General features: G+C 61.3%; 21 protein-coding genes. 8 read left to right on the forward strand and 13 right to left on the reverse strand.

Going from position 1 to position 24,596, the window contains the following annotated elements:
• The first annotated feature begins 23 nt into the window (after window positions 1-23).
• From CXQ82_RS17915 to CXQ82_RS17925, 4 genes are all read left to right on the forward strand, one after another.
• On the forward strand, window positions 24-1,400 hold the full coding sequence (locus tag CXQ82_RS17915; RefSeq protein ID WP_101271352.1) for a VOC family protein: 1,377 nt from the start codon (window positions 24-26) through the stop codon (window positions 1,398-1,400).
• A gap of 231 nt (window positions 1,401-1,631) precedes the next feature.
• Window positions 1,632-2,294 (forward strand): NAD(P)-binding domain-containing protein, encoded by a 663-nt coding sequence (locus CXQ82_RS31305; RefSeq protein ID WP_157832176.1) that lies wholly within the window; start codon window positions 1,632-1,634, stop codon window positions 2,292-2,294.
• Window positions 2,295-2,597: 303 nt separating this feature from the next.
• Window positions 2,598-3,185: a hypothetical protein gene (locus CXQ82_RS17920; protein ID WP_157832177.1), complete on the forward strand. Its 588-nt coding sequence runs from the start codon at window positions 2,598-2,600 to the stop codon at window positions 3,183-3,185.
• A gap of 20 nt (window positions 3,186-3,205) precedes the next feature.
• Window positions 3,206-3,907: an FAD-dependent oxidoreductase gene (locus CXQ82_RS17925; RefSeq protein WP_101271356.1), complete on the forward strand. Its 702-nt coding sequence runs from the start codon at window positions 3,206-3,208 to the stop codon at window positions 3,905-3,907.
• A gap of 153 nt (window positions 3,908-4,060) precedes the next feature.
• On the opposite strand, the gene CXQ82_RS17930 is transcribed toward CXQ82_RS17925, so the two are convergent.
• Window positions 4,061-4,285 carry a DUF465 domain-containing protein gene (locus tag CXQ82_RS17930; RefSeq protein ID WP_101271358.1) on the reverse strand — a complete coding sequence of 75 codons (225 nt, stop codon included), beginning with the start codon at window positions 4,283-4,285 and terminating at the stop codon, window positions 4,061-4,063.
• A gap of 175 nt (window positions 4,286-4,460) precedes the next feature.
• Here CXQ82_RS17930 and tkt point away from each other — a divergent pair, with 175 nt between their 5' ends.
• The gene (gene tkt / locus CXQ82_RS17935; protein WP_101271360.1) at window positions 4,461-6,518 is read left to right on the forward strand and encodes a transketolase; all 2,058 of its coding nucleotides are present in this window, start codon (window positions 4,461-4,463) and stop codon (window positions 6,516-6,518) included.
• Between the two features lie 123 nt (window positions 6,519-6,641).
• Here tkt and uvrA read toward each other — a convergent pair whose 3' ends face one another.
• From uvrA to CXQ82_RS17980, 8 genes are all read right to left on the reverse strand, one after another.
• Window positions 6,642-9,161 (reverse strand): excinuclease ABC subunit UvrA, encoded by a 2,520-nt coding sequence (uvrA, locus tag CXQ82_RS17940; protein WP_101271362.1) that lies wholly within the window; start codon window positions 9,159-9,161, stop codon window positions 6,642-6,644.
• Window positions 9,162-9,169: 8 nt separating this feature from the next.
• Window positions 9,170-10,870, reverse strand: coding sequence for an ATP-binding protein (locus CXQ82_RS17945; protein WP_101273817.1), 1,701 nt, complete (start codon window positions 10,868-10,870; stop codon window positions 9,170-9,172).
• A gap of 108 nt (window positions 10,871-10,978) precedes the next feature.
• Entirely contained in the window at window positions 10,979-14,050 is a 3,072-nt protein-coding gene (locus CXQ82_RS17950) for an error-prone DNA polymerase (protein WP_101271364.1), read from the reverse strand.
• Window positions 14,047-15,459 (reverse strand): DNA polymerase Y family protein, encoded by a 1,413-nt coding sequence (locus tag CXQ82_RS17955; protein ID WP_101271366.1) that lies wholly within the window; start codon window positions 15,457-15,459, stop codon window positions 14,047-14,049. The genes CXQ82_RS17950 and CXQ82_RS17955 overlap by 4 nt, the downstream gene beginning before the upstream one ends.
• A gap of 7 nt (window positions 15,460-15,466) precedes the next feature.
• Entirely contained in the window at window positions 15,467-16,081 is a 615-nt protein-coding gene (gene imuA, locus CXQ82_RS17960) for a translesion DNA synthesis-associated protein ImuA (protein ID WP_101271368.1), read from the reverse strand.
• On the reverse strand, window positions 16,081-16,698 hold the full coding sequence (gene lexA, locus CXQ82_RS17965) for a transcriptional repressor LexA (protein WP_101271370.1): 618 nt from the start codon (window positions 16,696-16,698) through the stop codon (window positions 16,081-16,083). Before lexA ends, imuA begins: the two co-directional genes overlap by 1 nt.
• An 806-nt stretch (window positions 16,699-17,504) precedes the next feature.
• A complete protein-coding gene (locus CXQ82_RS17975; protein ID WP_101273818.1) occupies window positions 17,505-18,092 on the reverse strand; it encodes an NUDIX domain-containing protein in 588 nt (195 codons plus the stop codon).
• 32 nt (window positions 18,093-18,124) lie between these two features.
• Window positions 18,125-18,970, reverse strand: coding sequence for an SDR family NAD(P)-dependent oxidoreductase (locus tag CXQ82_RS17980; protein ID WP_101271372.1), 846 nt, complete (start codon window positions 18,968-18,970; stop codon window positions 18,125-18,127).
• Between the two features lie 162 nt (window positions 18,971-19,132).
• On the opposite strand from CXQ82_RS17980, the gene CXQ82_RS17985 reads away from it, so the two are divergent.
• Window positions 19,133-20,059 carry an alpha/beta hydrolase gene (locus CXQ82_RS17985; protein WP_101271374.1) on the forward strand — a complete coding sequence of 309 codons (927 nt, stop codon included), beginning with the start codon at window positions 19,133-19,135 and terminating at the stop codon, window positions 20,057-20,059.
• Window positions 20,060-20,251: 192 nt separating this feature from the next.
• On the opposite strand, the gene CXQ82_RS17990 is transcribed toward CXQ82_RS17985, so the two are convergent.
• Window positions 20,252-21,412, reverse strand: coding sequence for an alpha-hydroxy acid oxidase (locus CXQ82_RS17990; RefSeq protein ID WP_101271376.1), 1,161 nt, complete (start codon window positions 21,410-21,412; stop codon window positions 20,252-20,254).
• Window positions 21,413-21,533: 121 nt separating this feature from the next.
• Here CXQ82_RS17990 and CXQ82_RS17995 point away from each other — a divergent pair, with 121 nt between their 5' ends.
• The gene (locus CXQ82_RS17995; protein ID WP_101271378.1) at window positions 21,534-22,319 is read left to right on the forward strand and encodes a DeoR/GlpR family DNA-binding transcription regulator; all 786 of its coding nucleotides are present in this window, start codon (window positions 21,534-21,536) and stop codon (window positions 22,317-22,319) included.
• Here the strand turns inward: CXQ82_RS17995 and CXQ82_RS18000 are convergent.
• Window positions 22,284-23,021, reverse strand: a complete 738-nt coding sequence (locus CXQ82_RS18000) for a DUF72 domain-containing protein (protein ID WP_177409916.1) — start codon at window positions 23,019-23,021, stop codon at window positions 22,284-22,286. The two genes, CXQ82_RS17995 and CXQ82_RS18000, sit on opposite strands and share 36 nt — an antisense overlap.
• Entirely contained in the window at window positions 23,018-23,449 is a 432-nt protein-coding gene (locus CXQ82_RS18005; RefSeq protein ID WP_101271380.1) for a DNA methylase, read from the reverse strand. The genes CXQ82_RS18000 and CXQ82_RS18005 overlap by 4 nt, the downstream gene beginning before the upstream one ends.
• A gap of 205 nt (window positions 23,450-23,654) precedes the next feature.
• Here CXQ82_RS18005 and CXQ82_RS18010 point away from each other — a divergent pair, with 205 nt between their 5' ends.
• Window positions 23,655-24,215, forward strand: a complete 561-nt coding sequence (locus CXQ82_RS18010) for a type 1 glutamine amidotransferase domain-containing protein (RefSeq protein WP_101271382.1) — start codon at window positions 23,655-23,657, stop codon at window positions 24,213-24,215.
• A gap of 58 nt (window positions 24,216-24,273) precedes the next feature.
• On the opposite strand, the gene CXQ82_RS18015 is transcribed toward CXQ82_RS18010, so the two are convergent.
• A complete protein-coding gene (locus CXQ82_RS18015; protein ID WP_101271384.1) occupies window positions 24,274-24,480 on the reverse strand; it encodes a PLD nuclease N-terminal domain-containing protein in 207 nt (68 codons plus the stop codon).
• Window positions 24,481-24,596: the final 116 nt, after the last annotated feature.

The raw sequence follows: 24,596 nt of genomic DNA on the forward strand, positions 1-24,596 counted from the left end.
CCATAGCCATCAGGAATTTTTCTATGCATACCACCGCACATGTCAGCCCCGATGAGATCCGCAAGGGCTTTTCCAAGGCCATGTCCGATATGTACCGAGATGAAGTTCCCCTGTATGGCGCGCTGATGGAGCTGGTCGCCGAGACCAATGCCCACGTACTCGACACCCAACCGGACGTGGCGCAACAGCTGCAGCGCACGGGTGAAATCCAGCGTTTGGACATGGAACGCCACGGCGCCATCCGCCTGGGCACCGCCGAGGAACTGGCGACCATCAGCCGCCTGTTTGCGGTGATGGGCATGCAACCGGTGGGCTACTACGACCTGACCCCAGCCGGCGTACCGGTGCATTCGACTGCATTTCGCGCCGTGCATGAGCGCGCGCTGCAAACCAGCCCGTTTCGCGTGTTCACCTCGTTGCTGCGCCTGGAACTGATCGAAAACCCGGCGTTGCGCGCCTTCGCCGAAACCGCCCTGGCCAAACGTGCGATCTTCACCCCCGGCGCACTCGCACTGATCGAACAAGCGGAAAAGGACGGCGGCCTCAACGGCCTGGATGCCGAGGAGTTTATCCGCCAGGCCCTGGAAACCTTCCGCTGGCACCACACCGCCACCGTCACTGGCGCGCAGTACCAGCAGCTTAGCGACCAGCATCGCCTGATCGCCGATGTGGTGGCCTTCAAGGGCCCGCATATCAACCACCTCACCCCGCGCACCCTGGACATCGACCAAGTGCAGGCCGCCATGCCCGGCAAAGGCATCACGCCAAAGGCCGTCATCGAAGGCCCACCCCGGCGCAATTGCCCGATCCTGTTGCGCCAGACCAGCTTCAAGGCCCTCGACGAGCCCATCGCCTTCACCGACGCGCAAGGCAGCCACAGCGCGCGTTTCGGCGAAATTGAACAGCGCGGCGTCGCGCTCACCCCCAAGGGCCGCGCCCTCTACGACCAATTGCTCAACGCCGCACGCGATGCGCTGGGCGCATTCCCCAATGAAGGCAACGCAGCACGCTATATGGACTTGATGGAGCAGCACTTCCAGGCCTTCCCCGACCACCATGGGCAGATGCGTGAACAGCAACTGGCCTACTTCCGCTACTTCGCCACCGAACAAGGCCTGGCGGCACGCGGCCAAGCCGATCAACCACGCACCCTGGAAGCACTGATCGCCGCCGGCCACGTGGATGTGGAACCGCTGGTGTACGAGGATTTTCTACCGGTGAGCGCGGCGGGTATCTTCCAGTCCAACCTCGGGGATGCGGCGCAGAGCCACTACGCGGCCAATTCGAATCAGGGCGAGTTCGAGAAGGCGCTGGGGCGCAAGACGATTGATGAACTGAAGCTGTATGGCGAGACGCAGCAGCGCTCCATGGATGAGTGCATCAAAACGCTGCTGGCGTAAAAATAAAGAGCTCGCTTTGTCTCTGGCGCAATCCTTGCGCCAGAGACAAAGCGGGTGATGTTTTTTCAACTTCCGAAAATAAGCTACGACGTGACCAGTACCCCCACCGAATAAACCACGAGAAATGGACTACGTGGTTTTCAGAACAAGATGGTTTGAAATAAATCCAACTCGATACGAAGCTGATGCACATCCGACACGCAACGACATTGTTGTCGAACGGGAGGTGCTATGACAGAGATAACGAGTGCCGTGATTATTGGTGCAGGACCAATGGGCAGTGCTATTGCCATTGGACTGAAAAAATCCAGCCCAACTATAGCCCTACAGGTGATAGACCCGGACATTACTCGTTGGGATGCATTAATCAATGCAGGTATATCAACGACACAACACCTACCCAACCCAATAATCTCAGAGGCCATAGTTATAGCAATCCCACCCCAAGCCTTTGGGGGATTTTCAGAAAACAACCCGCAGCTTGAACATTACACTGGAATCATTATCTCTGTCATGGCAGGGATAAACCTGTCAGCGCTAACAAACCAACTAAAGACATCACAAATATGCCGAGTAATGCCAAACCTGCCGTGCGCCATAAACGAAGGAGTGAGCGTTTCGATCTTCGCACCGGAGACCACTCAGGAAAATAACACTCTAGTTCGTGAATTATTTTCGAAACCTGGCCTATTTCTGAAATTAGTGGAGCGCCATACTCTCCCACTTCTTTACTATACACCCCAATGGCAACTACTAAGAACCTCCTTAAGAAACGAGTTCGAAAATTGGGCAAGGCAGCATCTAGCTGATTACGCCACCGATCAGTGCGGAAACATTTATTGGTCATATGAGATCATAGAATTTTCCCATAGCACGATGTGGCACCCCACATGAAATCACAGCACAACAATTGCTCTTCCCGCTACTTAGCAATCACACTATCCGTATTAGCAAACCTGCTTCTGGGGTTATCATCGCTTTATTGGCGCGCACTGGGCGACCTCCCCTCAATAACATTGGTCGGCTATCGAATTGTACTGTCCGCACTTATACTTATCTGTTTTATACTCATTTTTTCGACATGCACAGCAAATAAAGAATTACACCCTAAAGCTCATCTGCCTGCACGCCATTGCATCCATCCTCATCGCTATCAATTGGGCAGTCTTTATCTTGGCGTCGATTAACGGATACCTCTTGGAGAGTGGGCTTGGGTATCTGCTAGCGCCGTTCATCTCCATCGCACTTGGCGCGGTCGTTTACCGCGAACACTTGACCACAAGAAAAACGCTATCGACCGTCATTGCCTTTAGCGCAATCGCCGCACTGATAATATCTGCCAAACAACTGAACCACTGGACTTATCTGTTAATCGCCTCGACGTGGGGCGCCTACACCTATATAAAAAAATTAACTTCTTTAGATGCAATAAACGGCTTGCTTATAGAAACACTATTTTTGACTATCTGCCTGGCACTGGTGACAATTTTTCTTGAGCTGCCTGTTGTCTGGCCTTACGAACTACCTACGCAGTCAGGTCATTTGATCTGGCTGGCGGGCTGGGCCTCCATCATCCCTTTACTAATGTTTTCGTACGCCACCGGAAAAATACCAATCTCTATAACCGGATTTATACAATTCATACTACCCCTTACACTTTTCGCCCTGGCACTACTTTTGCGCACGCAAGCAATATCCAACACCTCATTTACATTAATCATTTCAACAGCCGGCCTACTGATCATTCTCATTACTTACGACCTCATAAAACCGCGACAGCCATAAAGAAGAACGCACAATGAAACATGCTGAATGAAGCCGTTCGCTCGGGGGCGATTATGGAGTTTGGCGACACGGTAGTAAGCCTCGAAAACCATACCGCGGGAGTGCGCGTGGCCACCAGAAGCGGGCGTATTCATTTTGCGAGAGCGGCGTTAGTCACAGCAGGCCCCTGGATAACCACCCGCCTCATGCCAGAGCTATCAGACTTTCTGGAGCCGCGGCAGGTACCCGTATATTGGTTCACGCCAAAAATCGACTCAGGAATATTATTCTCAATGGAGCACTTTCCCGTATTTCTCTACGAGTGCGTGGACGGGGGCCTCCTTTACGGAGTTCCATCAATTGTCAGCAATGAACCAGGCGTCAAAATAGGGTTTCACAATCGACAGCAAACACCTATTGCTCCTGACTGGAACAACACTCCGGTGAAAAAGAGGTATTTGAGCGCATTAGCCGCGACGGTTGAGTCAATATTTCCGGAGCTTGAACATTCACCTACTAAAGCTAAAAACTGTCTCTATACCATGAGCAAGGACGAGTCATTCTTGATCGGTAAATCCAAGAACCTGCACTCAGTTTATTTCGCATCTGCATGCTCAGGCCACGGTTTCAAATTCGCGCCAGCCATAGGTGATGCTTTAGCCAAGCTGGCAACTGGACAGCAACCAAACGTCCCGCTTTCAGTGTTTTCTGCAGGACGCTTTGATCGTGCTTTGCCTACATGAGTATCGAAAGAGCCCACCCGGCTCACCAGCGCAATCCTTGCGCCGTTTAAGTCCCCTGAGCCGGGTGGGCGGGCGGCATCATAGGCAGTGAGATGCGCCCTGTCTCTCAGATAAATCTGAACAAATATTACCGTCCAGCGCAGGACGGGCCGTTTAGCCCAACCGTCCCACGATCTCGTCTTTGACCAACAAGCGTTTCTTCTTCAGCTTCTCCACATCCTCGTCACTGGCACTGGCCGATTCCGCCTTCAGCACCAGCGCGTCAGCTGCGTCGTATTGGGTGAGCAGCGAGTCCAGGCGTTTATCGCTTGCCCTGCGTTCGTGAACGGCTTCCTTGCTCAAGCCCAAATCCTGATACAGGTCGTGTTTCACTGGCATGGCGTACCTCCGCAAGTTGATCAATGGCTTACGCCCTTGAAACTAGACCATTGCGAGGGGTCTTGTCATGTCCTGGGTCAAACCATCCCCGTTCGTCGCGGCGCGGCCGATGGGATCAAACCTTTGCCGCGCCCTGCCCTCCACTGTAGATCGTCACTCAAGGGGGACCGATTTTATGATTCGCGCTACCGCTGCTGTCGACACCCAATGCGTCAACACCCTGCGCACGCTGGCCATGGATGCCGTGCAGAAGGCCAACTCCGGCCACCCGGGCACGCCCATGGGCCTGGCGCCGGTGGGATATACCTTGTGGAGCCGCTTCCTGCGCTACCACCCGGAGCAGCCCGACTGGCCCAACCGTGACCGTTTTGTGTTGTCGGTGGGGCATGCGTCGATGCTGTTGTATTCGCTGCTGCACCTGGCCGGGGTGGTCGAGATCGATGCCCATGGCCAACGCACCGGGCAGCCGGCGATCAGCCTGGACGATATCAAGCAATTCCGCCAAATGGGCTCCAAGACCCCAGGCCACCCCGAATACCGCATGACCACCGGCGTCGAAACCACCACCGGCCCCCTCGGCCAGGGCTGCGCCAACAGCGTCGGCATGGCCATGGCCGAGCGCTGGCTGGGCCAGCGTTTCAACCGCGACGGCGAGGTGTTGTTCGACTACAACGTGTACACCCTGTGTGGCGACGGCGACATGATGGAGGGCATCAGCAGCGAAGCGGCGTCGATGGCCGGCCACTTGAAGCTGGATAACCTGTGCTGGATCTACGACAACAACACCATCAGCATCGAGGGCCACACCGAGCTTGCGTTCAGCGAAGCCGTGATCAAGCGCTTCCAGGCCTACGGCTGGCACACCTTGCACGTTACCGACGCGAATGACTTGCAGGCGCTGAGCACAGCCCTGGAGACGTTCCAGGCGAACACCGGCGCGCCGACCCTGATCGTGGTCGACAGCGTGATCGGCTACGGCTCGCCTCACAAACACAACACCGCCGCCGCCCATGGCGAGCCGCTGGGTGCGGACGAAATCCGCCTGACCAAGGCCGCGTATGGCTGGCCCGAGGATTCCAGCTTCCTGGTACCCGATGAGGCCCGAACGGCTTTGCGCGATGCCCTGCGCGAGCGCGCCGAGCCGTTGTACCAGCAATGGAACCAGACCCTGGCCAGCCTCGACCCGCAACTGGCGGATGAACTCAAGCGCATGCGCGCCGGGGAAATGCCCGCGCAATGGCAGACCGAACTGCCCCACTACGCCACCGATGCCAAGGGTATCGCCAGCCGCGCGGCGGGTGGCGAGGTGCTCAACGCTTTCGCCGAGCAGATCCCGTGGTTGCTCGGCGGCTCGGCGGACTTGTCGCCCTCGACCAAAACCAACCTCACCTTCGACGGTGCCGGACGCTTCAGCGCCGACGACTACAGCGGGCGCAACCTGCACTTCGGCATCCGTGAGCACGCCATGGGCGCGATTGCCAATGGCATGGCGCTGTCCTACCTGCGGCCGTACACCTCGACATTCCTGGTATTCAGCGACTATATGAAGCCGCCGATCCGCCTGGCGGCGATCATGGAGTTGCCGGTGGTGTTCGTGTTTACCCACGACTCGATCGGCGTGGGTGAAGACGGGCCGACCCACCAGCCCATCGAGCACCTGACCCAACTGCGCGCCACACCTGGGCTGCTGACCCTGCGCCCGGGGGATGCCAATGAAACCCTGGAACTGTGGAAAGTCGCCCTGGCGCAAACCCATCGCCCCAGCTGCGTGGTGCTGTCGCGCCAACCGCTGCCGACGTTGGACCGTACGCAGTATGCGCCAGCGTCCGGTGCGGCCAAGGGCGCTTATGTGTTGGCCGGGGCTGATGCGCCGGCTGTCATCTTGATCGCCACGGGCAGCGAGGTGAGCCTGGCGGTGGACGCCTATGAACAGCTCAAGGGCGAAGGGGTTGCCGCGCGAGTCGTGTCCATGCCCAGCTGGGAGTTGTTTGAAGACCAGGATCAGGCCTACCGCGACAGCGTGTTGCCGCCTGCGGTGAAAGCCCGCGTGGTGGTGGAACAGGCCGGCCCCCTGGGTTGGGACCGCTACGTCGGGCAGACCGGCGCCAAGGTGGTAATGAACAGCTTTGGCGCATCGGCGCCGCTGGCCAAGTTGCAGGAGCAGTTTGGGTTTACTGTGGCGAATGTAGTGAAGCAGGCCAAGCAACAGATTCAACTGACTAAAACACTTTAAATGTGGGAGGGGGCTTGCCCCCGATGGCGGTGTGTCAGTCACAGTATCTATATCTGACCCACCGCGATCGGGGGCAAGTCGAATCGTCGCACCGCCCCTCCCACATTTGAACTAAGTTGCCTGTTAGATCAGTTCTCTGGCCAGAAACGGCGCAGTACGACTGGCTTTACTCTTGGCAACTTTCTGCGGCGTACCACACGCCACCACCTTCCCGCCCAAATCCCCCGCCCCTGGCCCGATGTCGATCACCCAGTCACTCTGGGCCACCACGCGCATTTCGTGTTCCACCACGACCACCGTGTGGCCGGCGTCCACCAAATGGTTGAGCTGGCTGAGCAAGCGGTCGACATCCCGTGGGTGCAGCCCGGTGGTCGGCTCGTCCAGCACATACAACGTGGCACCACGGGCATTGCGTTGCAGCTCGGTGGCCAGCTTGATGCGCTGCGCTTCGCCGCCGGACAGTTCAGTCGCCGGTTGGCCCAGGCGCAGATACCCCAGGCCGATATCGCGCAACACCTGCAACGAGCGCAGCACACCCGGTTGCTCGGCAAACACTTCCACCGCCTGCTCCACCGTGAGCCCCAGCACCTGCGCGATGTTCAGGCCTTGCCAGGTGATCGCCAGGGTCTCGGGGTTATAGCGCGCGCCGTGGCAGGTCGGGCATGGCGCGTACACGCTGGGCATAAACAGCAACTCGACGCTGACAAAGCCTTCGCCTTCGCAGTTCGGACAGCGGCCCTTGGCGACGTTGAAGGAGAACTGGCCTGCGTCGTAATGGCGTTTTTTCGCTGCCGGTGTGGCGGCGAACAGTTTGCGCACGTTGTCGAACAAACCGGTGTAGGTCGCAAGGTTCGAGCGCGGGGTGCGGCCGATGGGTTTCTGGTCCACCTGCACCAGGCGGCGGATGTGCTCCAGGCCGGCGCTGATGTGCCCGCCGCTGGTTTGCGGCGCGTCGTCTTCCAGGCTCGGTTCTTCGTCGCTCTCCACGCGGCTGCCAAGGCCGCTGCCCACCAGTTCCAGCAGCGCCTGGCTGACCAGGCTGGACTTGCCCGAGCCGGAGATCCCGGTCACCGCCGTAAAGCAGCCCAACGGGAAGTCCACGTTCAAGCTCTTGAGGTTATTGCGCGTCACGCCTTGCAGGCTCAGCCAGCCGGCGGGTTCACGGCGCTCCTGGTTCGAAGCACGCTGCTCGGCAAACAGGTAGGCGCGGGTTTGCGACGCCTCAACGTCGGCCAAACCGGCAGGCGGCCCGCTGTACAGCACTTGCCCGCCATGCTCGCCGGCGGCCGGGCCGACGTCGATCAGCCAGTCTGCGCGGCGCATGGTTTCCAGGTCATGCTCCACCACAAACAATGAATTGCCGGCCGCCTTCAAACGTTCAAGCGCGGTGAACAGCGCTTCGCCGTCCGCTGGGTGCAACCCCGCCGAGGGTTCATCCAGCACGTAGATCACACCGAACAGCTGCGAGCCCAATTGCGTGGCCAGGCGCAGGCGCTGTAACTCCCCGGATGACAAGGTTGGCGTGCTGCGCTCCAGGGACAGGTAGCCCAGGCCCAGCTCGGTCAAGGTGCTGACGCGCCCAAGCAAATCCTCGGCGATACGCTGGGCCGCCAGGCGTTTTTCCACCGACAGTTTCATCTTGTCCTGCCCCACCGCCACCGGCCGTAGCACCTCGGCCAGTTGGGTCAGCGACAGTTGCGCCAACTCGCCGATATCGAGCCCGGCAAACTTCACCGACAGCGCCGCCTTGGTCAGGCGTTTGCCCTCGCACAACGGGCAGGCGCTGCCCTGCATGAACTGCGACACGCGCTTTTTCATCAGCGCGCTTTGGGTGTGGGTGAAGGTGTGCAGGATATAGCGCCGCGCGCCGCTGAAGGTGCCCTGGTAACTCGGCTCCAGCTTGCGCTTTACGGCGTCGCGGGTCTGCTCCGGAGTGAAGCCGGCATACACCGGCGCGGTGGGGGTTTCTTCGGTGAAGAGGATCCAGTCGCGCTGCTTTTTCGGCAGGTCGCGCCAGGGGATGTCGACGTCATAACCGAGGGTCACCAGGATGTCGCGCAGGTTCTGCCCCTGCCACGCCAACGGCCAAGAGGCCACGGCGCGCTGGCGGATGGTCAAGGACGGATCGGGCACCATCAGCGCTTCGGTCACTTCATACACACGGCCCAGGCCGTGACATTGCGGGCAGGCGCCCTGGGGCAGGTTCGGCGAAAAGTCCTCGGCGTACAGCATCGCCTGCCCCGGCGGGTAGCTGCCGGCGCGCGAATACAGCATGCGGATCAGGCTCGACAAGGTGGTCACGCTGCCCACCGACGAGCGCGCACTCGGCGTGCCGCGCTGCTGTTGCAGGGCTACGGCCGGCGGCAAGCCTTCGATGGAATCCACATCCGGCACACCCACCTGGTCGATCAGCCGCCGCGCGTAAGGCGCCACCGATTCGAAATAGCGGCGCTGGGCCTCGGCATACACCGTGGAAAACGCCAGGGACGATTTGCCCGAGCCGGACACGCCGGTAAACACCACCAGGGCATCCCGAGGAATATCCACATCGACGTTTTGCAGGTTGTGTTCGCGGGCGCCGCGCACGCGGACAAAGCCTGCGCGCTGGGCAGCGATCGGGGGGATGTTGCGCTGTGAAGTCATGGGCAACCTTAGTGGGCTGAGAGCACGCTGCGCACCCGTTGCGTCAGGGCTTCGGGGCTGTAGGGCTTGCTCAGCAGATGAATGTCGGAGCTTAGCAGGTGATTGCTGGAAAGGATGTCGCGGGTGTGCCCGGAGGTGAACAGTACCGCCACGGGCGGTAATTGCGCGCGGGCCCAGTCGGCCAGGTCAGTGCTTTTGATGCGGCCGGGCATCACCACATCGGTAAAAATCAGCGCCGGCTGCAGGCCGGTTTGCAGCTTCGACATGGCCTGGTCGCCATCCTCGGCGACGAGTACCGTGTAACCCGACTGCTCGAGCACCTCGACCACGGTCATGCGCACGCCTTCATTGTCTTCAACCACCAGAATGGTTTCCTGGCCGCCCACGGCCGCGACCGGTTCGGCCGGCACCTCCAGGCATTCTTCGCCAAGGCTGCGCGGGAAGTACAACTGCACCACGGTGCCCTGGCCGACTTCGCTGCACACCTCCACATGCCCACCGCTCTGCCGGACAAACCCGAACACCATGCTCAGGCCCAGGCCAGTGCCGTGGCCGTCACGCTTGGTGGTAAAAAACGGCTCGAACACCTTCGCCCGAATCGCCGGCGGCATGCCCACCCCGGTGTCCGTCACCGTCAGGCGTACGTATTCACCTGGGCTGACACTTTTGCCCACGCAATCGTCGGGGTTGAGGATGATGTTTTCACCACTGATGCGAATCACGCCCTCGCCTTTCATTGCATCGCGGGCATTGATCGCCAGGTTCAGCAGTGCGTTTTCCAGCTGGTTGCGGTCAACGTTGATGCTCCAGGAGTCTTGGGGCAATTGCACATCGATATGGATGGTTTCGCCCAGCGCACGTTGCAGCAGTTCGCCAAGCCCTGCATAGATGCGCTGCGGGTTGTACACCGCCGGCGACAACGGCTGGCGACGCGCAAACGCCAGCAGTTGCGCCGACAGCTTGGCGCCACGCTCCACGGCCGCGATGGCGGCACTGACGCGCCGTTGCACCTGGGCGTTGTCCGGTTCATGCCGGGCCAGCAGGTGCAGGTTGCCGGAGATCACTTGCAGCAGGTTATTGAAGTCATGGGCCACGCCGCCGGTCAGGCCGCCGATGGCTTCAAGCTTTTGCGACTGGCGCAACTGGTCCTCGGCCGCTGAGCGCGCCTGCACTTCGGCGGCCACGCGTTGTTCGAGGTTGTGCGTGAGTTCTTGGCGCAGCCCTTCGGATTTCACCAACTCGGTGGTTTCCACCACAATTGCCAGCACCCCGGCCGGTTGCTGGTTATCCCCGGCGACAGGGCTGTAATACAGGTCCAGCCACACGGTTTCGGGCTGGCCGTTACGCAGCAGCACCAGGTCCTTGTTGTTGAACGACAAGGTGCCGCCGGCCAGGCAGGTGTCCACCACGTGGCGGTTGAAGTCGGCCACTTCCGGCCAACCCAACTCTACCTGCGTGCCCAGCAGGTACGGGTGCCGGCCGCCGGCGAAAACCGAGTAACTGTCGTTGTAGATCATGTAGCCCTGCCGCCCCCACAGCATCACCATGGGCACCGGTGAGGCCAGCATCATTTGCACGGTACAGGACAGGCTGGTGGACCATTGATCGAGTGGGCCAAGGTCGGTAGTCGACCAATCGAACGCACGGATCCGCTGGGCCATTTCGCCGGCCCAACCTTCACAGCCATGGGGGTTTGATAAAAATTGCATCATTTGACTCTGCGCAAAGAGAAGACAGCCGCAATTTTTGGAGCGCGTCGGGAGCAGATGGTTTCATCTTGTATAACTCAGCGGGTCACCGCCGTACAAGCCACGGCCTCAGTGAAAATCGCGGCTGCGCACATGAACCCCGTCCAACAGCGGCGTCAGGTCGGTGAGGCGCCCGGCGATCAGGTGCCGCACCTCGCCCACCGCCTCCCAACGCCCATCCACCTTGAGCAGCCGCGAGCCCACCAGCGCCTGGCGCTGGCGCTCGGCCAGGTCACGCCAGACCACCACGTTGAGGTTGCCGAATTCGTCTTCCAAGGTGACGAATGTGACGCCGCTGGCCGTGCCCGGGCGCTGCCGGCCGGTGACCAAGCCAGCAATGCTGACATTGCGCCCATGCTCCACCGCCAGCAACTCATGGGAGCTGCGGCAGCGCCGCCGGCGCAACTCATCGCGCAACAATGCCAACGGGTGCGGGCCCAGGGTGGTGCCGAGCATGGCGTAGTCGGCCTGCAAGTCCTCACCCACCGTGGGCGACGGCAACGCCACCTGCGCCTCATCAGGGCTGGGCAGGCCGGCGAATAACCCCAACTGTTTATGCACCCCCGCCACTTCCCAGCGCGCGTTGTGCCGGTTGCCGGCCAGGGCGCGCAAGGCACCGGCATCCGCCAGCAACGCCTGGGCGCGGGCATCCAGCCCGGCGCGCGCATCCACGTCGGCAATATCGCTGAACGCCCGGCGTTGGCGCGCCGCTTCGATGCGGCGCCCATCCTCTTCGCGAAACCCCGTGATCATGCGCAAGCCCAGGCGGATCGCCGGTTGCGCGCCGTCGATAGGCTCCAGGCTGCAATCCCAGTCACTGGCCAGCACATCCACCGGGCGAATCTGCAGGCGATGGCGCCGCGCGTCCTGCAGGATCTGGTCCGGGCTGTAGAAGCCCATGGGCCAGCTGTTGATCAGCGCACAGGCGAACGCCGCCGGTTCATGGCATTTGAGCCAGCAACTGGCGTAGGTCAGCAAGGCAAAACTGGCCGCGTGGGACTCGGGAAAACCATAGCTGCCAAAGCCCTTGATCTGCTCGAAGATCTGCGCGGCAAACGCTTCGGTGTAGCCGTTTTTGAGCATCCCGGTGCGCAGGCGTGCCTGATGCGGTTCCAGGCCGCCATGGCGTTTCCAGGCGGCCATGGAGCGGCGCAACTGGTCGGCCTCGCCGGGGCCGTAGTCGGCGGCGACCATGGCGATCTGCATCACCTGCTCCTGGAACAACGGAATGCCCAGGGTGCGCTTGAGCACCGCCTCCAGCTGCGGCGACGGATAAGTGGTCTCCTCTTCGTTGTTCCGCCGGCGCAGGTACGGATGCACCATGCCGCCCTGGATCGGCCCCGGCCGTACAATCGCCACTTCGATCACCAGGTCATAAAACGTCTGCGGCTTGAGCCTGGGCAGCATCGACATCTGCGCCCGCGACTCGATCTGGAACACGCCGATGGTGTCAGCCTTGCTGATCATCGCGTAGGTGGCCGGGTCTTCCTTGGGGATCGTCGCCAGGGCCAGGTCCAGGTTGCGATGGCGCCGCAGCAGGTCGAAACAGCGGCGGATCGCGCTGAGCATGCCCAAGGCGAGGATATCCACCTTGAGCAGGCCCACGGCGTCGAGGTCGTCCTTGTCCCACTGGATGATGGTGCGCTCGGCCATGGCGGCGTTTTCTACCGGCACCAGGGTGTCCAGCGGGTATTCGGAAATCACGAAACCGCCGGGGTGCTGGGACAAGTGCCGGGGAAAGCCGATCAGTTGCTGGGTCAGCGTGAGCACGCGGCGCAGGATCGGGCTGTCGGGATCGAAACCGCCCTCACGCAGGCGCTCCAGGGGCGGCGCGTCGTCACTCCAGCGCCCGCAGCAGTCGGCCAGCGCGTTGATCTGGTCCGGTGGTAAGCCAAGGGCCTTGGCCACGTCGCGCAACGCGCCGGCCGCGTGGTAACTGCTGACCACCGCCGTCAGCGCCGCGCGGGTGCGGCCGTAGCGCTGGAACACGTATTGCAGCACTTCTTCGCGGCGTTCGTGTTCGAAATCCACATCGATATCCGGCGGCTCATTCCGCTCCCTGGAGAGAAAGCGCTCGAACAGCATGTCGCTCAGGCTCGGGTTGATCTCGGTGATGCCCAAGGCAAAACACACCGCCGAGTTGGCCGCCGAGCCTCGGCCCTGGCACAGGATCGAACGGCTGCGGGCGAAGCGCACGATGTCGTGCACCGTGAGGAAATAACTTTCGTAGCCCAGCTCGCTGATCAGCGCCAACTCCTTGTTGATCTGCTGCAAGGTCTTGGCATCCACCCCTTCCGGCCAGCGTTGGGCGATGCCTTCTTCGGTCACAAAGCGCAACCAGGATTGCGCGTCATGGCCGCTGGGCACCAGCTCGCGGGGGTAGTGGTAGCGCAACTGGCTGAGGTCGAAGGTGCAGCGTTGCGCGATCACCAAGGTTTCGTCGCGCAGCGCTTGCGGGTACAGCGCGGACAGGGCATCGAGGCTGCGCAAATGCCGCTCGCCATTGGGGTGCAGGCGCGTGCCGGCCTCGGCCACCGGCACGTGATGGCGGATGGCAGTCATGGTGTCTTGCAGGGCACGGCGGCCACGCGCATGCATGTGCACATCGCCGCAGGCCACCGCCGGGATCTGCAGGCTGGCGGCCAGTTGCAGGCGTTGCTCCAGATGGCGCGCATCGTCCTGGCCGCAGTGCAGGTGCACCGCCAGCCACAGGCGTTCGGCGAAGGTTTCGCGCAGCCATTGAATCTCGGCCTGGGTGTTGTGGTCTTCGGCGACCCACAGCGCCAGCAGGCCCGGCAGCGGTTGGGCGAAGTCCTCTGGCAACAGGCGATAGCTGCCTTTTTCGGCACGCCGCCGGGCCTCGGTGATCAAGCGGCACAGGTGTTGATAGCCACTCAGGTCTTGCACCAACAACACCAGTTTCAGGCCGTTTTCGAGGCGCATCTCGCTGCCGATAATCAGCGGCAACCCCACCGCCTTCGCCGCCTGCCAGGCGCGTACGATGCCCGCCAAAGTGCATTCATCGGTGATCGCCAGGGCACTGTAGCCTTGGCGCTTGGCCCGCTCGAACAACTCCAGCGCGCTGGAGGCGCCGCGCTGAAAACTGAAGTTGGACAGGCAATGCAGCTCGGCGTAGCTCATGCAAACCAGCCTTGCAGCCACAGCCCGTCGCTCTGCCCCACGCTGCGGTAGGCCCAGCCTTGCTGGCCGGCGCGGGTCTGGATCAGGTAATAGTCGCGGCGGATATCAGCGCCGTCCCACCAGCCGGATTCGATACGCTCCGGCCCCATCAAAATCTGCACGCCCTGCTCGGCCAGCAAGGTCGGCTCATGCAGCAACCAGCCGGGGCGCTGCACCTTGTTCAAGGTGGGGCATGCGCGGCTGTCGACCGCCGCTTGCCAGGCGCATTCGGGACGGTGGTCGGGGTGAAATCGCAGGCCTTGCACGGCCTCGTCGCCCAGCCGTGCGCGCAGGCGTTCGCGCAGTTGCTCCCAGGGCAAGGTCTGTTGCGGGCGGTCGTCGAACAGGTCCTGGCGCTGCGGCACGAACACCGGCAGGTCCTGGGCTGCCAGGCGAAAACCGCGCACCGGCGCGCTGACTTGCACCTGCTCCAGACGCCCGCGGGCCAGTTCGAAGAGCATCGCCGGTTCACGTTCGGCACTGAGCAGGCCAACCTTGATCACGCTGTCCGGCGCCTGGGCATGTTCCAGGTGCAGGTCGAAACGCTGCACGCCACTGTCGCGGCCGCAGAGGAACGCGGAGAGGTCGCCCGTCAAACGGCGCAAGGGAAACAACAGCGCCTGATGGGATTGCACGTCAAAATTCAACTCGATGCGCACATCGAACTGGTCCGGCGGCTGGTAGAACGCCAAGGCCAAGGGGCGCTGCCCGGCCAGCGCATCCAGGTGCTTGAGCAGCGTGGCGTCAAAGCGCCGCGCGAGGGTATGCCGGGGTAACGCCTGCACCTGGGCCAGGGTGCGCAAGCCCATGCGCGACAAGGCCGTGGCAGCCTTCGGCTCAAGGCCGGCGCGGTCGATGGGCAGCGGCGCCAGGGCCTGCATCAAGGCCTCATCACCGACGGCCAGGCCATCGTAGATATTCGCCAACACACGTGCCGCCGCCGGGTTGGGCGCGGCGACGATGCGGTGGCGAAAGCCAAGCTCGGTCAGCTCCTTGCGCAAGCGCGCCTCGAACTGCGGCCAGGGCCCGAACAGCCCCAGGCTCGACTCGATCTCGAACAGCAAGGCACGCGGGTAATACACACTGACCTGGGAGCTGAAACGGTAGGCCCAGGCGGCGAGAAACTGCTGCCAGCGCTCGATATCCACGGGGTCGTATTCGGCGCAGGCAAAGGTCTTGGCCAGGGCATGCGCCGCCGTCAGGGACTGCCCGGGGCGCAGGCCCAAGGCACGCGCAGCCTCGTTGACCGTTTGCAGCACGCGCCGCTGCGGGGTGCCGGCCAGCAGGGCCAACGGTTGATCCGGCTCGGGGTGCAAACGCTGCACCCCGTCCAGCGCCAATTGCGGGAACACAATACACACCCAGCGCATGGCAACCTCAGTGCCCCGCCAGTGCAATCGGCGCCGGGTGGGCCAGGCCGCCCCGGCATTTAAGCACGCGCACCTGGGCCGGTTTGGCCTCAACCGCCAGGCGCAAGGCAGCCGGCGATGCGTTGATCGCTTCGCTCAAGGCGCGCCAGGCAAACGCCAGGGTCTGGCCGGTTTCGGCAGCCACCTGCAAACGGCGCAACGCCCGGTCATCGGCCTGGCGCGGCCAGCACAGCACCGCGCCGCAACTGCCCGAGCGCAGGCATTGCTCCACCGCCCACAACGCATCGCGCTCCTCGGCCTGGACCACCGACAGCTGGCGCAGATCCACCCCGGCGTTCTGCCAGGCATGGGGGTACGGCGTGTAGGGCGGCGCCACCAGCACGATGCGCTCCCCGGCCGTTGACAAGCGCGCCAGGGTCGGCAATACCAATTGCAACTCGCCCACGCCCTCCTTGGCCATCAGGATTTCGCTCAAGGCCGCCTCCGGCCAGCCGCCTGTGGGCAGCACCGCATCCAGCGCCGCCAGCCCCGTGGGGTGCACACTGGCCGGCGGCGCGGCAGGCCGGCCCTTCCAGACGCGGCCGCCATTGAACAGCGTATCCAGCGCAACCACGGCGCCCATCAGCCTTGCCTCACCAGGCCGCAGAACACGCCTTCGATGGCCAGGTCCTGATCGGGCCCGACCACGATGGGTTGGTAGGCGGGGTTGCGCGGCAGCAGGCGCACGCGCTCGCCGTTACGTTCGAAGCGTTTGATGGTGACTTCGCCGTCCAGGCGCGCCACCACAATCTGCCCGTTCAAGGCTTCAGCACTGCGGCGTACGCCGACCAGGTCGCCGTCGAGGATGCCGTCTTCGATCATCGAATCGCCTTGCACGCGCAGCAGATAATCCGGGGTTTTGGCGAAGGTCGCGGGGTCGAGTTGCAGGCGCTTGTGCACTTCGGCGTCAGCACCGATCGGCAGGCCGGCGGCGACTCGGCCGAGTACAGGCACATCCAGCCATTCGGGGCGGGCGGGTTGATTGAGCAGGCGGATGCCGCGCGCCTGGTTGGGGTTGACCTCGATGAAGCCGGCCTCCGTGAGGGCCAATACGTGCTTGCGGGCGACGCTACGCGAGGCGAAACCGAACGCCTCGGCGATCTCGGCGAGGCTGGGGGGCTGGCCTTGCTGCGCGATGCGGTCGCGGATGAAGGTCAGGATGGCGGTGCGGCGGGGGGTTAGATTCGTCATGGAGTACATTTGTACTCCTGTGGGAAATTTCTGACAATAGCCGGTAGTCGGGGGGTTGGGGGTTGGGGGGTTGGGTTTTGGAGAGGGAGTGCATATCCGTTATTTGGGTGGGGGCTGATATTGGTTCCGCTCTTACAGCGGGTCACTTTTGGAAAAGAGCCCCAAAAGTAACCAAAAGGGCTCTTGCCCCAACACTCGGCACCTCGCCTAGGCTCGGTGTGCCCTCACTCCGGCTTGAATCCGTGGGCCGCCGCCATGGGCCATCCTTGGCCCATCGCGGCTAACCCGGCGTCCTGCCGGGTTACCCACGGATTCAAGCCTGCGTTCGGCCAGCGTGTTTAACGGGGCGCCTAAGATCAAGATCAAGATCACGATCAAAAGCGCAGATCAAAAGACCGCTGACTTCGTCAGCGCAAAGGATGTAAGAGCCAGATCAAAAACACAGCAGAGCAAAAACGCTTTTGATCTACACCACTCAGGTCGGCTACTAGGCCGCCGTGCTCTGCTTTTGATCTGCTTTGGCTTTTGATTTTGATCTGAGGCGCCCCGTTAACCACGCTGGCCGAACGCAGGCTTTGGAGCGTGGGTAACCCGGCAGGACGCCGGGTTAGCCGCGATGGGCCAAGGATGGCCCATGGCGGCGGCCCACGGTCCAAAGCCGGAGTGAGGGCACACCGAGCCTAAGCGAGGTGCCGAGTGGTGGGGCGAAGCGTTTTTGGTTACTTTTTGCGCTCTTCAAAAAGTGACCCGCTGTAAGAGCGGAACCAATTGCGGCCGTTACCCAAATAACGGATATGTACCCCAAAAAAACAACCTCACCACCCCTCTTTCAACATCCGCAACTCCAGATGCTGCAGCAACATAATGGTCTTGCCATCCACAATCTCCCCGTCCTGCACCATCGCCAATGCCTGCTCAAACCCCAGCTCCAGCACTTCGATATCCTCGCCCTCGTCCTCCAACCCACCGCCGCTGCCCACGCGGTCGCCTGCCTGGTACTCGCCGATAAAGAAGTGAATCCGCTCAGTCACCGACCCCGGGCTCATGAACGCCGCATAGATCTTCTGCACATGCCCTACGCGGTAGCCGGTCTCTTCCTCGGCCTCCAGGCGAATGCGTTCCTCGGGGCTGGCATTGTCCAGCAGCCCGGCCGCCGCTTCGATCAGGTAGCCGGGGTAATCATTGACGAACGTGGGCATGCGAAACTGGCGAACCAGCAACACCGTGCGCTGCTCACGGTTGTACAACAGCAGCGTCGCACCATTGCCACGGTCGTACACCTCGCGGGTCTGGGCTTGCCAACTGCCGTCGCGACGACGCAGGTCAAAACTGTATTTCTTCAAGACATACCAATTGTCCGAAAGGGTCTCTTCAGCGGTGATACGAATGGGGCTGTTATCCATGGTCGGTACTTTGCTCAAAGAAATAATCGGGTTCACGCTTGTTTGATGCGCTGCCATGCAGCCGCAACTTCTTGCGCACTGCCGGCCTTGATCCGGGCCAGATCGCGCGGGTAATCCACCCCGGGGTTTTCCGTGAAACGCGTGGCAGTGAATTGACCGTTACTGGCGCGCAGGATGTAGCCCGTGTCCTCGCACTGCGCCGATGCAAGAAACAACACCCCCGGCGTTACCCACTCAGGCTTGAGTTCATCCGGCTCAGCGGTCACGCCCCACATGCGCGTCTTGGCCACCGGCGAAATGGCGTTGACCCGAATGCCGGCCTGCGCGCCCTCATGGCTCAGTGCATTCATGATCCCCAGTTGCGCCATCTTGCCGGCACTGTAGGCCACCAGGCCGACCTGCTCGTACTGCGCGTACATGGCCCGGTCGGAAGTGGTCAGGATGATGCGCGGCGCAGATGAGCGCAGCAGGTGCGGCCAGGCGTGTTTGCACAACCACAGCGGCGCATACAGGTTGATGTCCATGGCGCGTTGCAGGAACGCAGCATCAAGGTCTTCAATGTTCTGGTAGCCCACCCAACCGGCGTTGTGAATGAGGATATCGAGCTGCCCGAAGGTTTCGATGGCATACGCGATCAGTTGCCGGCAGCCTTCATCCCTGGACAGGTCACCGGCATGTCCGACCACCTCCAGCCCTTCGGCCTGCAACGTGTTGGCCGCCGCCTGCACCACCGAGGCGTCGTTGCCTGCACCGGCGTTATCGGCGCCGATATCGCTGATCACCACCCGCGCACCCTTCCGGGCCAGGGCACGCGCATAGCTGAGCCCCAACCCGCGTGCGCCACCGGTAACGATGGCCGTTCTGCCTGTGAAATCCATGTGCTTGTTCTCCTATGTGGCTGCCCACCCTAACAACCGGGGCACGTAATGTTCAATGCTGTAACACTTTGCAAGCAATCGCCGTGGGCGGCTGTCGAATTAATTCCTGCCTGCGCAGGCCATCTGGTAAAACCCGAGCTTCACCTTTGCCCTGGAACCTTCATGTCTTCTCGTTTTCTGTCTCGCCTGAGCCTGCGCTGGTTTCCCTTGCTGTGCATGGCGCTGCTGATCGTCGGCCTGCCGGTGGGTTGCGCCGTGCTGCAACACAAGGAGCGCGAGCTGGTGTTTCGCATCGAGCCCGGTACCGCCAGCTGGTACAGCGGCCTGCCCAAGGCAGTGCAGGAATTCGAACTCAAGCCCACCAGTTTCAAATCGGGGCAGAACATTCATGGCTGGTGGTACCCGGCGGACAAAAAAGACGCACCGGCAATCCTCTACCTGCACGGCGTGCGCTGGAACCTTACCGGGCAGCTGTTTCGCATCGAGCAATTGCACGCACTCGGCTACTCGGTATTGGCCATCGACTATCGCGGGTTCGGCCAAAGCCACGGCGAACTGCCGTCGGAAACCACTGTGTACGAAGATGCGCGCATTGCCTGGGAACGTTTCCAGGTCCTGCAACCTGATCCGAGCAAACGCCTGATCTACGGGCACTCCCTGGGGGGAGCAGTAGCCATCGACCTGGCAGCCGAACTGGGCAAGCAAACGCCGCTGCCGGTGCGCGGGCTGGTGATCGAATCGACCTTTACCTCCTTGGCGGATGTGGCGACGGCGGTGGCCAACACTTCATTGCCGGTGCGCTGGTTGCTGTCGCAGAAATTCGATTCCATCGACAAGATTGCCGACATCCATATGCCGCTGCTGGTGGTTCACGGCCTCGCCGACCAGTACGTGCCACCGCGCTTCAGCCAGCAGTTGTTTGAAGCAGCCCATGAACCCAAGCGGTTGCTGCTGGTGCCCGGTGCCACGCATAACAACAGCATGAACCTGGCCGGTCGCAGTTATGCCCAGGCGCTGGACAGCTTGATGCAAACACAGATGCCGACGCAGGTTGTCACGCACTCCACAGGTCGCAACGGCGACTCATAAAAGTGCTTTTCGGCACTGGGTTCGCGCTTGGCTGTCAAGCGCAAACCCTACCCATACTGGCCCGCGCCGCCAGTTGATCAAATATTAACCTTGGGTTAAATCGCCATACCCACCGGGGTCTCGCAAAGTTATCCACAGAGATACCCACGGTTTTCGTGGACAACTCTTTTTATTTTTTTACGATTTTTTTGCTCAAAAAACGTTTTCTGGAAATGTACCGGGCAGCAAAATTTCGCGATTCACATCGCGTATATCGTTATAGCCACACAACGCCATCGACACGTCCAACTCTCGAGCGATGATGTCGAGTGCCTTGGTCACCCCGGCTTCCCCCATCGCCCCCAAACCATACAGGTGCGGCCGACCGATCATGGTGCCTTTCGCCCCCAGCGCCATCGCCTTGAGCACGTCCTGGCCAGAGCGAATGCCGCCGTCCAGCCACACTTCGATGCGCTCACCCACTGCCGCCACAATCGCCGGCAGTTGGCTGATGCTCGACGGCGCACCATCAAGCTGGCGACCACCGTGGTTACTCACCACCAACGCATCGGCTCCGGAATTTGCCGCCAGGCGCGCGTCTTCGACATCGAGGATGCCCTTGATGATCAGCTTGCCGCCCCAGCATTTCTTGATCCACTCCACATCATCCCAACTCAGGCGCGGGTCGAATTGCTGGGCGGTCCATGAGGACAACGAACTCATGTCCGCGACGCCCTTCACATGCCCGACGATATTGCCGAAGCCGTGGCGCTTGGTGCCGAGCATGCCCATCACCCAGCGAGGTTTGGTGGCCATGTTGAGGATATTCGGCAAGGTCAGCCTGGGCGGTGCCGACAGGCCATTGATCAAGTCCTTATGGCGTTGCCCGAGGATCTGCAGGTCCAGGGTCAACACCAACGCATCCACACCGGCGGCCTTGGCGCGCTCGATCAATTGCTCGACAAACCCGCGGTCGCGCATCACGTACAACTGGAACCAGAACGGCTGGCCGACGTGTTCGGCGATGTCCTCCAGGGAGCAAATGCTCATGGTCGACAAGGTATAGCGCAGGCCAAACTTCGCAGCGGCGCGGGCAGTGAGGATCTCGCCATCGGCATGCTGCATACCCGCCAGGCCGGTGGGGGCCAGGGCCACCGGCATGGCCATGTCCTGGCCAATCATAGTGGCGCGGATCGAGCGCTCATCGATATTACGCGCCACCCGCTGGCGGAATTTGATCTGGGCAAAGTCGCTTTCATTCGCCCGATAGGTGCTCTCAGTCCAGGACCCGGAATCGGCGTAGTCGTAAAACATGCGTGGGACACGTTTTTGCGCCAGCTTGCGTAAATCTTCGATGGTTGTAATCAACGTCATCTAGGTCACCTCTCCCTGAACTGAACACAGAGAGTAACCGCCCATCGGCTGCGCAACCAGCCATTGCGTTTACAGGAGCGGGCGACTAATCTCGCATAAACCCGCAAAATAGCGCACAAACATGCACAACACCCATCACGCCATCGACCTGCCGTCCCTGCGCAAACAGAAGATTCTGTTGCTGCTGGAGCGCGACGGCAAAGTCACCGCCGCCGAATTGGTGGAACACTTTGCTGTGTCCCAGGACACCATCCGCCGCGACCTCGGCGAACTCGCCGCTGCCGGCCTGTTGCAGCGCGTGCACGGCGGTGCCCTGCCCCGGCCGAAGGACACCGGCAAGGACTTTTTCACCCGTGTCGGCGAAACCAACGACGCCAAGCGCCGCCTCGCGCAACTGGCGGCCGAGCGGGTGGAAGATGGCCAGATTGTGCTGTTCGATTCAGGCTCCACCACGTTGCAGATTGCCCAATCGCTGCCACGCTCGATCCGCCTCACGGTAGTGACCCCATCACCGATGATTGCCATCGCCCTGGCGGATCATCCCGACGTGAAAGTGATCCTCGCCGGTGGCCAACTCAATCCCGCCACCCTGTCCACCAGCGGCCACGAAGCCGTGCGCCTGATCCAGAGCGTCAAGGCCGACCTGCTGTTTACCGGCGTGTGCGCATTGCATCCGCAAGTCGGCATCAGCTCGTTGCATTTTGACGAAGTGGCAGTCAAGCAAGCCCTGCTCGACAGTGCTTCCCATGTGGTAGCCGTGACCATGGCGGACAAGCTCGGCGCCGTGGAACCATTTGTGGTAGCGCCATGCAACCGCATCCACACGCTGATTACCGAGTGGCATGTACCGAGTGTCGAGGCGTATGAGCAGTTAGGGCTGGAGGTGCTGCGGGTGGAGGTCGAGTAGGCACAAGGCATCGGCCAGCGCATGGCCGCTGGCGGTATTATCGAAGATGCACCACGTGGGCACGCCCTCGTTTACAGACTGGCTCAACAAGCGCGCATACGCCTGGACCCGCTCGGCACCATAGGCACTGTGATAGACACGGGGCGTGCCATGCAAGCGCCAATAGCGCACGCCCTGCCAACCGGCCGGGACATCACCGGACTCGATCGCCGGAGGGTCGGCAGCCACCCGGCCAATGTGCAAATCCTGCAGCAACCCTTCAGCCTCCAGCCAGGATTCATCACGCGGCTCCACCACCACCGCACCGAGATAGCGTTGGCGCAGCGCGCGGAAAAAACCTGCCGCCACCACCGGCTCGTAACTCGACGACCGTGGCAATTGCACCAGCAGACAACCCAGGTTCTCCCCCAGGTGCAGGCATTGCTCAAGAAATTCGTCCAATGCAGTGTCGCACTGCTGCAACCGCAGTTGGTGGGTGATGCGCTTGGGCATCTTCAGCGAAAACCGAAAGGCCTCAGGCACACTCTGCGCCCATCGCGCATAGGTCTTGGCCAAGTGGGGGCGGTAAAATGAACTGTTGATTTCCACCGCGTTTAAACGCAAGGCGTATCGCTGTAAATGGGTGCCCTCGCCCTCAAACCCAGGCCCATGTTCGCGGGGCAGGCTCCAACCCGCGCACCCCACATACAACGGCGCCGTCAAAACAGAACCTTCGCCGCATCACGCATGAAAATCTCGATGGTCTTGGGCCCCACTCCGTTGAATTCCGCCAGGCGCTTTTCGAACGCCTGGCGGTCTTCGCTGACACTGCGCATATGGGTGACCTTGCCGGCGTACTCGGCATTCAGCTTGGCACTCAGGTCGAGCAGGCGCTGCGCGGTGGTTTCGTCGTAGCGCACGTAATGCGCGCGCCCGAGCATCACGACCAACTCACGGGGCGTGCAGTGTTGCAGCTTGCGCGGCGTGTCACGTCCCTGCTCTTGCACAATCACCTTGTAGGCCTGTGCCGCGATAGGCGCCTGGATGCGCTTGCCCATCAGGAAGCTGGCGATAAACCACTTGAACAAGGCGCCGTCGTCATCGGGCTTGAGTTCAATGCCTAAATCAGACGCGCTGATAGCGTGCGCCATACATGCCTCCTGACTATTCTTCTGACTATGGCCTGAGCGGCTTTATGGTATTCAGCAGAGCATGGTGAATTTCGATAGTTCAAGGTATTTGCGCAGCCGAACCGCTGGAGAAATAAGCCCAAATTAATTTAAACCTTTGCTACCCGGACTCGATCCACTCTTCCATATCACTTCTTCAATCCATCCATCGGGAGACACTCAAATCATGAGCGCACAACTCAACGGCAAGAACATCCTGATCATCACCTCCAACACCGGTATCGAGCGCGACGAGCTGCTCAAGCCGCTGCAAACCCTGCGCAGTTTTGGCGCCACGGTGACCCACGGTTCCAGCAAGGGCGGCACCACCCAGACCTTTGTCGGCGACACCGAGAAGGACCAGACGGTGGAATCCGACGTGCAACTGTCAGACGTGGTCAGCAGCGACTTTGACGCCCTGGTCATTCCCGGCGGTACCGTCAATGCCGACACCTTGCGCCAGGACCCGGCCGCGCTGCGGTTGATCAACGACTTCGTCAAGGCCGGCAAAACCGTGGCCGCGATCTGCCATGGCCCATGGGCGCTGATCGACGCCGGCGTGATCAACGGCAAGACGCTGACCTCCTACAAAAGCGTACGCATCGACCTGGAAAATGCCGGCGCCGCTGGTTGGGTCGATGCGCAGGTCAAGGAGTGCAAGGCCAACGGCTGGACACTGATTACCTCACGCACGCCGGATGACTTGCCGGCATTCAGTGATGCGATAGCCGAGGCGGTTGCAGGTTAATCACCGGCCATGAACGCAAACAGGCGCCAAATGGCGCCTGTTTTTTTGCGGTTAAATTTTAGCTTTTGCGATGCTGCGGCATTTCGCGCTTGGGCCCGAACATGGCCCACGCAATCAAACCGAACAACGGCACGAAAATCAGAATGACCAGCCACAACCCCTTGGTCTCCCAGCCACTGGTGCTGCGCAATACGGTGTTGATCGCCCACAGTTCCAACAGCAGCAGAACGACTGCCAACGCGATCCAGATGTATTCTATTTGCATGGTCCACCTCCTGAGGTCTATGCATTAGGTCAAGCAACGACGCTGAGGGTTCCATCCAATTTTCAGCCAGTAGAGATTGCATGCGGTGTAATGCAACCCCGTTAGCGACCGACCAT

This window comes from Pseudomonas sp. S09G 359, from assembly GCF_002843605.1.
Classification (GTDB): Bacteria; Pseudomonadota; Gammaproteobacteria; order Pseudomonadales; family Pseudomonadaceae; genus Aquipseudomonas.